Here is an 11,660-nt window from a genome sequence, read left to right as displayed (position 1 = left end):
TCCGCAGATGCCGCCGCCCCGTAGTCGGTCGGATACGAAGATCAGCCGGCCGCGAGTGCTGCCAGCAGCAGCAGCGCGACGATGTTGGTGATCTTGATCATCGGGTTCACGGCCGGACCTGCAGTATCCTTGTAGGGATCGCCCACGGTATCGCCGGTGACAGCGGCCTTGTGGGCTTCGCTGCCCTTGCCGCCGTGATTGCCGTCTTCGATATACTTCTTGGCGTTGTCCCAGGCGCCGCCACCGGCGGTCATGGACAGGGCGACGAAGATACCGCCGACGATCACGCCGAGCAGCAGTGCACCGAGCGCCGCGAAGCCGTTTTCCTGACCCGCGATCAGCGTGATCACGTAATAGACCACGATCGGCGCAAGGACCGGCAGCATCGACGGCACGATCATTTCCTTGATCGCCGCCTTGGTTACGAGGTCCACCGTGCGGGCATAGTTCGGCTTGCTGGTGCCCGCCATGATGCCCTTGTCCGCGGCGAACTGTTCGCGCACGTCTTTCACCACGTCGCCTGCGGCACGGCCCACGGCGGTCATGCCCATCGCACCGAACAGGTACGGGAGCAGCGCGCCGAGCAGCAGGCCGACGATGACGTAGGGGTTCTCGAGGCTGAAATCGACGTCCGCGTTCGGGAAGAACTCGGCGAGGTCGGTGGTGTAGGCAGCGAACAGAACTAGCGCGGCAAGGCCGGCCGATCCGATCGCATAGCCCTTGGTCACGGCCTTGGTGGTATTGCCCACCGCATCGAGCAGGTCGGTCTTCTCACGCACGCTGTCGTCGAGGCCTGCCATTTCGGCGATGCCGCCCGCATTGTCCGTCACCGGACCATAGGCGTCGAGCGCCACGACCATGCCTGCCAGCGCCAGCATGGCGGTGGCGGCATAGGCAATGCCCATGAGTCCTGCGAGCTGGAAGGTTGCGATAATGCCGGCGACTATCAGGATTGTGGGCAGTGCAGTCGACTCAAGGCTGATGGCCAGACCCTGAATCACATTGGTGCCGTGGCCCGTTTCGGATGCCTTGGCGATCGACTTCACCGGGCGATAGTTGGTGCCGGTGTAATACTCGGTGATCCAGATGATCAGACCTGTGATCGCAAGTCCGATGAGCGAGCAGTAGAACAGCGACCAGCCGGTGAAGCCGCCGATCTGTTCGGAAAGCCCTTCTTCGGCCAGATTGGTACCGTCGGTCGCGACGACTATTTCCGTCACTGTGCTTCCGCCCACGACCGTGTCCATCCCGCCGAGCGCGAGGTTGATGACGAGCCAGATCAGCGGGATCGATAGCAGCGCGGTGACAATGAAGCCCTTGTACATCGCGCCCATCACGTTCGTGCCTCCCTTGCCGAGCTTGACGAAATAGGTCCCGATAATGCTGGTCACGATGCAGGCCCCGCCGATCATCAGCGGCAGCGCCATCATCGGCATCAGCAGATCGCCGAGGCCCTTCAGCAGCAGCGCGGTAAGCACCATGGTCGCACCCACGGTGACGACATAGGTTTCGAACAGGTCGGCCGCCATGCCTGCACAGTCGCCCACATTGTCGCCCACATTGTCGGCGATCACGGCGGGGTTGCGCGGATCGTCTTCGGGGATGCCCGCCTCGACCTTGCCGACGAGGTCGGCGCCGACATCGGCCGCCTTGGTGAAGATACCGCCGCCAAGGCGCGCGAAGATCGAGATCAGCGAGGCGCCGAAGGCGAGACCGACGAGACCGTCGATCACTTCACGGCTGTTGGGCGCGTGGCCGCTCGGGCCGACGAGATACCAGAAGAACACGGCGATCGCGAGGAGGGCGAGGCCCGCCACCAGCATGCCGGTAATGGCCCCGGCGCGGAAGGCGAGGGTGAGGCCCTGCTGCAGCCCGCTCTGCGCGGCGGCGGCCGTGCGGACGTTGGAGCGCACCGAGATGTTCATCCCGATAAAGCCTGCCACACCCGACAGGATCGCGCCGATCACGAAACCGATGGCGGGAATGATGCCGAGAAAGACGAAGACGAGCACGGCCACGACCACGCCGACCATGGCGATGGTAGTGTATTGACGTTTCAAATAGGCTTGCGCGCCTTCCTGGATGGCGGCGGCGATTTCCTGCATCTTTTCGTTGCCGGCGCCGGAGCCCAGCACCTGACGGCTGGTGATGAAGCCGTACACGACGGCCAGCAGTCCCGGCAAGATTGATATGAGAACTAAATCCACTGAAAAATTCCCCTCCCGTTTGTTTCTATATGTTTATGCAGTCCGGCGCGGGAAACGTCGGCGCATATGGCTCTTGGGTATAAGGGGCATGTGTTGCGTGACAAGGTCGAATTGCGCAGCAATTCGCGCTTATCGACCGCGATGCGCGCAAGGGTTCAGTGCTGGTAGCCGAGACCCTGTTCGGGAGAGAGGATTTCGCCGTCGAGCCGAAGCTGCGGTCGATCGGCGGCCACCACCGTCCCGATGCGCGATACGGCAACCGGAAGGTCGATTTCGGGCGGTGCAGTGAAAAGCAACTGGTAGTCGTCGCCCCAGCGGATGCAGTCATCGAACCGCGACGGGTCGGCGACCGGGATTGCAGCCGATTGCAGCTCGAACGCCACCCGGATCGAAACACTCGCCATGCGCCAGCAATCGAGGAGCAAGCCGTCGGAAACATCCATCATGGCGGTAGCGTGAGGAGCCAGCGCCTGGCCTTCATCAACCAATGGAAGCGGCCGTCTATAGGCGCTGCTGTCGCGCTCGACGCCATCGCGAAGGGCCTCGAAACCCAGCATTGCGGCGCCCAGAGGACCGGTCACATAGATGGCATCGCCGGGCTTCGCGCCACCGCGTGACGGCACTTGGTCATGGGTGGCCCGTCCAATGGCAGTGCATCCCCAGACGCGATTGCCTTCTCCCCTGACGGTATCGCCACCCAGAAGAGGCACGTCATAGGTCCGAAGTACTTCTTCGAGACCCTCGATGAACCGGTGGTCGTCGCTCCCGAGCATGTGCGAGATGAGCACGCCTACCGGCTTGGCACCCTTCGCAGCGAGGTCCGACAGGTTCACCGCGACCAGTTTCCAGGCGACATCGGCCGGGTCCTGCCCTTCGAGGACATGGACGCCCTCGACCATCGTATCGTGCGTGAGGACCAGTCTTTCGCCGCCCATTTCGATGATGGCGGCATCGTCTTCCAGCCGGCGGGCGGCGGGATCGGTCGCCAGCGCCCGCAAGGCGGCGATGAACGCGGCTTCGTTCAGCGCCCGGCCTCTTTGGCCACCGCGTCGAGAACGCCGTTGACGAACTTCGCTTCGCGATCGTCGAAGAAGGCCTTGGCGACGTCGACATATTCGCTGATCGCGCTGGCCTTGGGCACGTCCGGCCGGGCGATCAGTTCGTAGGTGCCTGCGCGCAGTATTTGGAGCATGGTCTTGTCGAGCCGTGCCAGCGTCCAGCCCTCGGCGAGGCGGGCGGTCAGCTTCTCGTCGATCTCCTCGCGCCGGGCGTCGACGCCGCCGACGATATCGTCGAAGAAATCGACATCGGCTTCGGCGTATTCCTCGTCCTCGATCACGCGGCCGAGGCGGTGCTGGTGGAATTCGTCGAGCAGCTTGGCGAGGCGGGTGCCTTCCATGTGCTGCTGGTAAAGCGCCTGCACGGCACCGAGGCGGGCGGCGCTGCGGGCCTGGGACTTGGGATTCTGGCTCATTTCAGTCTCGTGGAAATCGACAGGGCGTGCGCAGGGAGGCCTTCCGCCTCCGCCAGCTTCACCGCCGCCGGACCGATCGCGGCGAGCGCAGCTTCGGAGGCGTCGATGAAGCTGGTGCGCTTCATGAAATCGAGCACCGACAGTCCGCTGGCGAAGCGGGCACGGCGCCCTGTGGGAAGGACGTGGTTGGGCCCCGCGACATAATCGCCGACGGCCTCGGGCGTATGACGGCCGAGAAACACGCTGCCCGCATGGCGCATGCGATCGAACAGCGCCTGCGGTTCGTCGACCATCAGCTCGACATGCTCTGCCGCCAGCCGGTCGGACAGGGCCGGGGCTTCATCGAGTGTGTCGACCGACACGATCAGGCCGTGCGCGTCCCAGCTGGCCTTGGCGGTTTTCGCCGTCGGCAGCTTCATCAGCGCGATATCGACCGAATCCTCTACCTGGCGGGCGAGGCTGTCGCTATCGGTGATCAGGATCGACTGGCTCGTCGGGTCGTGTTCGGCCTGGCTCAGGAGATCGGCAGCGATCCAGTCGGGATTGTTGTTCGCATCGGCGATGACGAGGATTTCGCTCGGCCCCGCGACCATGTCGATGCCGACCACGCCGTAGAGCTGGCGCTTGGCTTCGGCGACCCAGGCGTTGCCGGGTCCTGCAACGACATCGGCCTTGCCGATCCGCTTGGTGCCATAGGCGAGGGCGGCCACGGCCTGCGCCCCGCCCACGCGCCAGATTTCGTCGACCCCGGCGATATAAGCGGCGGCGAGAACCAGCGGATTGACCACGCCCTTCGGTGTCGGCGTCGTAACCACGAGGCGTTCCACTCCGGCGACCTTGGCTGGGATCGCATTCATCAACAGCGACGAAGGATAGGCCGCGCGGCCGCCGGGCACATAGAGCCCTGCCGCATCGACCGGCCGCCACCGCGCGCCGAGCCGCATGCCGATATCGTCGGTATAGTCGCGATCCGCTGGAAGCTGGCCTTCGTGATAGGCGCGGATGCGTGCAGCCGCGAGTTCGAGCGCGTCGCGCAGTTCGGCATCGAGAGCGTCGTAGGCGGCGCAGCATTCGTCGAGGGCAATCCGCCAGTCGCCGTCCTGCGTCAAGTGATGGCTATCGAAACGCGCGGTATATTCGACCAGGGCGTCATCGCCGCGCTCGCGCACTTCGTTGATAATCGTCGCGACGTCGCGTCCGACCTGTGCATCGCTTTCGCGGCGGCCGCGAACGACCCGGTCGAACTTTCTTGCAAAGTCCGGATCGCTAGTCCGCAGGAACTGCATCAGGCGGCCTCGCGCTCGGCAGCATCGGCGCGAAACGCCTCCACCAATGCGGCAACCCGCGGATCGGTTTTCAAAGCCTTGCGGTTGACGATCAGGCGCGCCGAGATGTCGAGAATACGGCCCGTTTCGACGAGCCCGTTTTCGCGCAGCGTCGTTCCGGTCGAAACGAGGTCGACGATACGCCCGGCCAGCCCCAGCGCCGGGGCAATTTCCATCGCTCCGTTCAGCTTGACGCATTCGGCCTGGATGCCCTGCCGTTCGAAATGGCGGCGGGTGAGGTTGGGGTATTTGGTTGCTACGCGCAGGTGGCTCGCGCCGTCGACGCGGGCGGCGCCGTCGTTCGGTTCGGCGACCGAAAGGTGGCAATGCCCGATATCGAGATCGACCGGTGCATAGAGATCGGCATAGTCGAATTCCTCGATCACGTCTGACCCCACTATGCCCATCTGGGCCGCGCCGTGCGCGACGAAGGTGGCGACGTCGAAGGCGCGCACGCGGATCAGCTTCATGTCGTCGCGCGTGGTGGCAAAGGTCAGCGAGCGGTTGGCCTTGTCGTGGAAGTCATCTTCGGGCACGACGCCGGCACGCGCCATCACGGGCAGCGCTTCGTCGAGGATGCGGCCCTTGGGAACGGCGAAGGTCAGGCATTCGTTCATGGGGTGCGCAGATAGGCAGCAGGGGCCGAAAGGGCAATGGCGATCGACGAGGCGGAATATGTCGTAACCGAGCCGGCTTCGAAGGGGCCGGAGGCGGTGGCGCGTGCGTTCGAAAACCAGGTCGCGTATTGCCGCGACAATGGCGCCCCGATCACCGCGCTGGTTTGCCAGGGTCTACGCGAACTTCTACCGACCGAGCGCGGGGGCGCGGTCATGCGACGCGTGCGGCGCTGGGCTGGGCCGGCGCTGGCGGATGCGCTGCCGCTGCGGATTGCCGGCGGCTTGCACGCGCTTCAACTCGCCGGTGAGGAGCCGGGCCTCGCGCCGATTTACGAAGGGCTCGGGCCCAACAACGGCGCCGAGTTAATCGCCGGAGCGATCGAGCGTCACGAACCGTTCCTCATGCCGTGGCTCGATGGTCCACCACAGACCAACGAGGCCGGACGGTCGGCGAATTTCGCCGCCGCTTTCCTGTGGCTGGTCGATCACGGCCTGCCCGGCGATTTCGAGCTTATGGAAATCGGATCGAGCGCCGGCATCAACCTGATGATGCGCCGTTATCGCTACGATCTCGGCGGCGTCAAAGTCGGGCCGAAATCCTCGCGCCTGCATCTCACCCCCGACTGGCGCGGCGAGCCGCCGCCGGCGCGCGGCTTCGATATCGTCGGGGCGGTCGGCTGCGATGTGGCGCCTGTCGATCTGACCGACGAGCGGCAGGCGCTGCGGTTGAAGGCGTATATCTGGCCCGAATTCACCGAGCGCTTCGCCCGGATGGATGCCGCTATCGAGGCGGCGAATGCCTTCCCGCCCGAAGTCGAGCGCAAGCGGGCCGTCGACTTCCTGCGCGATCGGCTCGCCCTGCCGCAAGCCGAAGGGACCACGCGCGTGCTGATGCACTCCGTGGTGTGGCAGTATATCCCGCGCGACGAGCGCGACCAGATCGTGGAGCTGATGGAAGCTGCGGGCGGCAGGGCACGCGAAGCGACGCCACTCGCCTGGGTCAGCGTCGAAGCCAATCGCGATACGCACCGGCACGAATTGACCGTAAGTTACTGGCCACGCGGTGATATGCGCCGCAAGCTCGCCACCGCGCATCCGCACGGGGCGTGGATCGAATGGACCGGTTGATCAGGAAGTCCGCGAGAGAAACGCGTCGGCCGCGGCGTTGAACGCCCCGGGCTTTTCCCACTGCACGAAATGGCCGCAGCCCGGCACCTCGACCACTTCGAGCGCGTCGACGACTTCGTCGAGACCGTCGAGATTGGCGGGCGGCAGCGCCTCGTCGTCCATCGCCCAGATGACGAGCGTCGGGATCGCCAGCTTGGGCAGCGGGAAGGGCTGGTAGTCCGAGGGCAGTTCATACGGCGCGTCGAGCGGGAGGACTTCCATCGGGCTCGCCCGGTAGTAGTTGAGCATACCGATGGCGGCATCGGGATCTGACCAGTCCTGCAGCAGGCGCGCCAGCTCCTCGGGCTCCATCATCGTGCCGACATGGCGTCCCTCGAAGGCTTTCGTCAGGACCGGGGCAAGACCGTGTTCGCGGATCATAGGATCGTTCGCCGGATCGCGGAAGGTCAGGAAATACTGGCTCGCCTCCCGCTGCTGGCGGTTGGTATAGAGCAGTTTGGGAAACAGCACCGGATGCGGTGCATTCGCGATGATCGCGCGCGCGACGCGGCCATTCATCATCCCGGTATAGGCGACGCCCCAGGCAATAGCTCCGCCCCAGTCGTGCCCGACGATCGTGAAAGTGTCGACACCGAGCGCATCGGCTAGCAGGAACACGTCGCCGATCAGCTTGTCGGGCGTATAGGCTTCTACCTCCTGCGGCTTGGACGATCCGCGATAGCCGCGCTGGTCCGGGGCGATGCAGCGGAAGCGGCCGGAAAAATGCGCGATCTGGTGGCGCCAGGTGCGGTGGCTTTCGGGAAAGCCGTGCAGGAAGATCAGCACCGGCGCATCGCGCGGGCCTTCGTCCACGACGTCGAGTTCGATCCCGTTGGCAAGCGCGACTCGCTTCTGTTCGAGTTCCATCGTCAGCCTTCCGCTTTCATCTTCTCCATATATCCCGCAGCGACCATGGCCGCGACCTGATCGAGCAGTTGTTCCGGGGTGCGGCGCATTTCACCCATCGCTTGCTCCATGCCTTGAGCGACGATGATTTCCCGCTCGCCCCTGGCGACCGCTTCGACGATCCATTTCGCGGCCTCGGTCGGCGGGATACCGTTGTCGATCACCGCATCCGAACGGCCGCGCTTGCTGCCGTCGGAGGTGAGGGCGTTGCGGCTGACGTCGGTCGCCACGGAGCCGGGATAGATGACGTGAACCTGCACGCCGCTCTGTGACAGTTCTGCACGCAGCGCATCGGCATAGCCGGCGAGGCCGAACTTCGCCGCGCAATAGGCGGTGCGCATCGGCACGCCGACCTTGCCCGCGATCGAACTGATGAAGAGAAAGTGCCCGCTGCCCCGCGCGGTCACATGCGGCAGCAGCGCCTGGGTCGCAGCGATCTGCGCGGTGAGGTCGATATCGATGATCTCGCGATAGACGCCGATGTCGGTATCGACCGCCGCGCTACGCTGCGAAACGCCTGCATTGGCGACGAAGATGTCGACGCCTTTCCAACCGATCGCCTGCGCCGTCGCGGCCTCCATCGCCGCATGGTCGCGGACGTCGAAGGGCAGAACCAGCGTTTCGGTTGGCAGATCGCCGGCGACTTCGGCCAGCCGCGCCTCGTCGCGGCCCGACAGGACGATATGCGCGCCGCGGCTGGCCCACTCGCGCGCGAGCGCGGCACCGATGCCGCTGCTCGCGCCCGTGATCCAGGCGGTTTTCCCTTCAAAGCTCATGCGAATTCCTTCACGGATAGGTCACGGTCTTGGGCGCGCCTGCGGGCAGGGGAATGAACTCCTCCTCGTCGCCCGGAACCTTCGGAAAACGCCCCGCGCGCCAGTCGTCCTTGGCCTGGTTGATGCGTTCCCGACTGGAGCTGACGAAGTTCCACCAGGCATGGCGCTTCGTTTCGAAGGCCTCGCCCCCCATCAACATGACCCGCGCGCCGCTCTTGCTTTCCAGCGTCATTTCGCGCCCCGGCTGGAGGATGGCGAGCTGGTACGGCGTAAGCGCGTGGCCATCGACCGAAGCCTCGCCGCCGACGAGCATCACCGCGCGCTCGTCTGCATCGTCTTCGAGTGGGATCATCCCGCCCGGCTCCAGCATGATTTCCGCATAGATCGTGGCGGCATAGGTCGTGGTCGCGGCGCGCTCGCCCCATAATTCGCCCATGATGACAATGGCCTTGGCACGCCCGTCCTCGATCACCGGCAGCTCGGTTACGGCCTCGAACGCCGGGTCAACTTCTTCGCGTCCGTCGGGCAGGGCCAGCCATGTCTGCATGCCATAGAGCTTCGGGCCGGCCTTGCGCTCCGCTTCGGGCGAGCGTTCCGAATGAACAATGCCCTTGCCCGCGGTCATCAGGTTTACCTGCCCCGGCCGAATGGTCGAAAAACTGCCGAGGCTGTCGCGGTGGTCGATCGCGCCTTCGAACAGCCAGGTCACCGTGGCCAGATTGATATGCGGGTGCGGGCGGACATCCATGGCAGCGCCGATATCGAGCTGCGCCGGACCGAACTGATCGACGAAAATGAACGGCCCCACCATGCTGCGCGCCTTGGATGGCAACACCCGTCGTACTTCGAACTGTCCGAGATCGTGGGTGACCGGGGTCAGCGTTTGCTCGAACAGGGCCATATGTGCGTCTCCTAGGTGGTGGGGGCCGATGCCTGGATGGCGAGGGCATGGACCCGTTCGCCCGGAATGTCACCCAATGCCCGGTTGACCATGCGCTGGCGCTCGAGGCGGGACTTGTCGGCGAAGGTCGCCGCTTCGATCACCACGGTGAAATGCGACTCTCCGCTGCCATCGTCTCCCGCATGGCCGGAATGCTTCGCACTGTCGTTGATCACGTCGAGCTGCGTGGGGCTGAAAGCCTTGATAAGAAGCTTTTCCATTTCCTGCTGGACTGGTCCTGCCACGGGTCCGAATCTCCTTGTTGGGGGTTTCCTTAGCGCACTTCTCTCCCCATCCTACAACGAATGCGCCAGACAAAGTTTCACGGACGTTACGAAGACACGGGCAGGGTGTGCGACTATCCCGGTTGCGGCGAAGCTGGGGAATTCCGCGCGCCGGGCGGCGGCGGGCACGGTTTCGACGGGCCGGGCGAATGGCGCTGGCTGTGCCTCGACCATGTGCGCGAATTCAACGCGGGCTATGACTGGTTCGAGGGCATGAGCGCGGAGCAAATCTACCACGCGCAGGCACCGGGCGCGGGCTGGCGGACCGAAAGCCCAAGCTTCCGGCCGAATGCGGGCGTGGACGGCATGCCGCGCTGGTGTGATTTCGACGACCCGCTCGACGCGATCTCCGCGCGCGCCGCCGGGATCAAGAGCCGCGCCCAGCGCGAGGCGGAAATGGCGATGGACGGCCGCTTCTCCAGAGAAGAGGCCGAGGCGCTGGAGACGATGGGGCTGGGTCTGAACACCGATCGGCGGCGGTTGCGACGGCGCTATTCCGAACTGGTGCGCAGGTACCATCCCGACCGCAATGGCGGCGACCGGCAATACGAGGCACGACTGGGCCGTGTGGTGGAGGCGTACCAGATGCTGCGGAAATCGCGGGCTATCGGGTAAGTCGTTCCTACCCAGCCATCATCCCAGCTTTCGTTTGGACGACGGGCGGGATTCAGCAGTTCGTGCGAAGGGGATGGTTGGACTGTAAACGTGGGCCCCCGCGACTTCAGGTGAAGTGAATAACCTATTTGGCGATAAACGTCGGGTGAGAGCGGTGTTCGAGGTTCGAAAGAGTGCTCGGTCAGCCGGTGCACGGCGGCGAAACCACCTACAGGCGCTTGCGAAAATACACCACTCGTTCGGTCTCGGCGAAGCCGATGGCTGCGTGGAAGGCGTGGCTGTCGGCATTGTCGAGCAGTGCGTTGGAGGCGTATTCGGTACATCCATTCGCCTTGGCCCACGCGGCGACCTTGTCGGCGAGTTGGCGCGCAACCCCCGAAAGCCGTGCATCGGGGGAGACGTAAATGCCTTCGAGAAACCCCACCGGCGAGGTCCCGCAGCCCTCGACATAATCGCGCCGCAGGGTCGCTTCGGCGAAGCCGATCACGGCGCTCGCCGGATCGAGCGCGACGAAGGCGGCGCGGTCCGGATCGCTGGACAGATAGAGGCTTTCCGCCTCCCTGGCATGGTCATCGGGCGTATCCCACGGCCACAGGGCGAAGCGCAGGACGCCCCATTCGGGCAGGTGCGGCGGTGCAGCCTCGATTATCGCGCAGGCCGACATAGTGCCGATCTTACCAGCTTCCGTCTTCGATCCGCTGGCGCCGCGCCAGTTCGCGTTCGCTGGTCACGGGGATTGGCGCTTGGTCGGGATAGGGCGGCAGTGTGCCGCCGGGGCGATAGGTGGCGATCACCGTGCCCTTGTCGGTCACACGGTGGTCGGTCATTTCGAGCAGGTCGACCGGCGTGCCTGCGCCGAACAGCCGCTTCCCGCTGCCGAGCAGGACCGGATAGGTCATGGTGATGAGCGTATCGATCAGTCCGGCGACCAGCAAAGCGGGGTAGATCGTGCTCGACCCCTGGATGATGATCGGCGCGCCGTCGCCGGCCTTGATCTTGGCGACATCCTCCACCCCGGTCAGCCGGTGGCTGTTCTGCCATTCGAGCGGCTGCGTTCCGCGGGTCAGGACGTACTTATTCGCCCGGTCGAAGGCTTCGCCCATCGGCTTCTCGTCGCCTTCCGCATAGGGCCAGTAGGCGGCGAAGATATCGTATGTTCGGCGTCCCAACAGCAGGTCGTATTCGCACGAGAACAGCGAGCCGAGAGTTTCGTTGATACCCTCGTCCCACAGCTTGAAGACCCAACCGCCTTCTTCGAACCCGCCTTGCGGGTCTTCGGTCGGGCCGCCGGGGGCCTGCATCACCCCGTCGAGCGAGAGGAAGGCAGCGCCGGTTATCTTGCGTGGCAT

At 64.8% G+C, this 11,660-nt stretch carries 13 protein-coding genes; 2 read left to right on the top strand and 11 right to left on the bottom strand.

The annotated features are described in order from the left end of the window. Positions 1–41 precede the first annotated feature (41 nt). From K3174_RS11260 to hisG, 5 genes are all read right to left on the bottom strand, one after another. Positions 42–2,207, bottom strand: coding sequence for a sodium-translocating pyrophosphatase (locus tag K3174_RS11260; RefSeq protein WP_221558369.1), 2,166 nt, complete (start codon positions 2,205–2,207; stop codon positions 42–44). A gap of 155 nt (positions 2,208–2,362) precedes the next feature. Further along, entirely contained in the window at positions 2,363–3,205 is an 843-nt protein-coding gene (thiL, locus tag K3174_RS11255) for a thiamine-phosphate kinase (RefSeq protein ID WP_221558368.1), read from the bottom strand. Positions 3,206–3,228: 23 nt separating this feature from the next. After that, on the bottom strand, positions 3,229–3,681 hold the full coding sequence (nusB, locus tag K3174_RS11250) for a transcription antitermination factor NusB (RefSeq protein WP_221558367.1): 453 nt from the start codon (positions 3,679–3,681) through the stop codon (positions 3,229–3,231). Continuing rightward, entirely contained in the window at positions 3,678–4,967 is a 1,290-nt protein-coding gene (gene hisD, locus K3174_RS11245; protein WP_221558366.1) for a histidinol dehydrogenase, read from the bottom strand. The genes nusB and hisD overlap by 4 nt, the downstream gene beginning before the upstream one ends. Next, a complete protein-coding gene (hisG, locus tag K3174_RS11240) occupies positions 4,967–5,623 on the bottom strand; it encodes an ATP phosphoribosyltransferase (RefSeq protein ID WP_221558365.1) in 657 nt (218 codons plus the stop codon). Before hisG ends, hisD begins: the two co-directional genes overlap by 1 nt. A gap of 36 nt (positions 5,624–5,659) precedes the next feature. Here hisG and K3174_RS11235 point away from each other — a divergent pair, with 36 nt between their 5' ends. Continuing rightward, a complete protein-coding gene (locus tag K3174_RS11235; RefSeq protein ID WP_221558364.1) occupies positions 5,660–6,751 on the top strand; it encodes a DUF2332 domain-containing protein in 1,092 nt (363 codons plus the stop codon). Here K3174_RS11235 and K3174_RS11230 read toward each other — a convergent pair whose 3' ends face one another. From K3174_RS11230 to K3174_RS11215, 4 genes are read right to left on the bottom strand one after another with little or no spacing between them, the layout of a single operon-like run. Further along, positions 6,752–7,657, bottom strand: coding sequence for an alpha/beta fold hydrolase (locus K3174_RS11230; RefSeq protein WP_221558363.1), 906 nt, complete (start codon positions 7,655–7,657; stop codon positions 6,752–6,754). It lies immediately after the preceding gene. A gap of 2 nt (positions 7,658–7,659) precedes the next feature. Next, positions 7,660–8,472: an SDR family NAD(P)-dependent oxidoreductase gene (locus K3174_RS11225; protein WP_221558362.1), complete on the bottom strand. Its 813-nt coding sequence runs from the start codon at positions 8,470–8,472 to the stop codon at positions 7,660–7,662. Positions 8,473–8,482: 10 nt separating this feature from the next. Continuing rightward, a complete protein-coding gene (locus K3174_RS11220; RefSeq protein WP_221558361.1) occupies positions 8,483–9,373 on the bottom strand; it encodes a pirin family protein in 891 nt (296 codons plus the stop codon). A gap of 11 nt (positions 9,374–9,384) precedes the next feature. Next, positions 9,385–9,657: a BolA family protein gene (locus K3174_RS11215; protein ID WP_345719635.1), complete on the bottom strand. Its 273-nt coding sequence runs from the start codon at positions 9,655–9,657 to the stop codon at positions 9,385–9,387. 60 nt (positions 9,658–9,717) lie between these two features. Here K3174_RS11215 and K3174_RS11210 point away from each other — a divergent pair, with 60 nt between their 5' ends. Then, positions 9,718–10,311 carry a DnaJ domain-containing protein gene (locus tag K3174_RS11210; RefSeq protein WP_221558360.1) on the top strand — a complete coding sequence of 198 codons (594 nt, stop codon included), beginning with the start codon at positions 9,718–9,720 and terminating at the stop codon, positions 10,309–10,311. A 208-nt stretch (positions 10,312–10,519) separates the two neighbouring features. On the opposite strand, the gene aac(6') is transcribed toward K3174_RS11210, so the two are convergent. Continuing rightward, entirely contained in the window at positions 10,520–10,975 is a 456-nt protein-coding gene (aac(6'), locus tag K3174_RS11205; protein ID WP_221558359.1) for an aminoglycoside 6'-N-acetyltransferase, read from the bottom strand. A 10-nt stretch (positions 10,976–10,985) separates the two neighbouring features. Then, the gene (locus K3174_RS11200; protein WP_221558358.1) at positions 10,986–11,660 is read right to left on the bottom strand and encodes a dihydrofolate reductase family protein; all 675 of its coding nucleotides are present in this window, start codon (positions 11,658–11,660) and stop codon (positions 10,986–10,988) included.

The sequence above is a fragment of the Qipengyuania qiaonensis genome (genome assembly GCF_019711515.1).
Taxonomy (GTDB): Bacteria; Pseudomonadota; Alphaproteobacteria; order Sphingomonadales; family Sphingomonadaceae; genus Qipengyuania; species Qipengyuania qiaonensis.
Note: the sequence above shows the minus strand (reverse complement) of the source record. Positions and strands in the feature narration are given on the sequence as shown.

Coding starts and splice junctions, on each gene's coding strand:
- nusB (WP_221558367.1), bottom strand. CDS start 3,681: ATGAGCCAGAATCCCAAGTCCCAGGCCCGCAGCGCCGCCCGCCTCGGT.
- hisD (WP_221558366.1), bottom strand. CDS start 4,967: ATGCAGTTCCTGCGGACTAGCGATCCGGACTTTGCAAGAAAGTTCGAC.
- hisG (WP_221558365.1), bottom strand. CDS start 5,623: ATGAACGAATGCCTGACCTTCGCCGTTCCCAAGGGCCGCATCCTCGAC.
- K3174_RS11235 (WP_221558364.1), top strand. CDS start 5,660: ATGGCGATCGACGAGGCGGAATATGTCGTAACCGAGCCGGCTTCGAAG.
- K3174_RS11230 (WP_221558363.1), bottom strand. CDS start 7,657: ATGGAACTCGAACAGAAGCGAGTCGCGCTTGCCAACGGGATCGAACTC.
- K3174_RS11225 (WP_221558362.1), bottom strand. CDS start 8,472: ATGAGCTTTGAAGGGAAAACCGCCTGGATCACGGGCGCGAGCAGCGGC.
- K3174_RS11220 (WP_221558361.1), bottom strand. CDS start 9,373: ATGGCCCTGTTCGAGCAAACGCTGACCCCGGTCACCCACGATCTCGGA.
- K3174_RS11210 (WP_221558360.1), top strand. CDS start 9,718: ATGCGCCAGACAAAGTTTCACGGACGTTACGAAGACACGGGCAGGGTG.
- K3174_RS11200 (WP_221558358.1), bottom strand. CDS start 11,660: ATGCCACGCAAGATAACCGGCGCTGCCTTCCTCTCGCTCGACGGGGTG.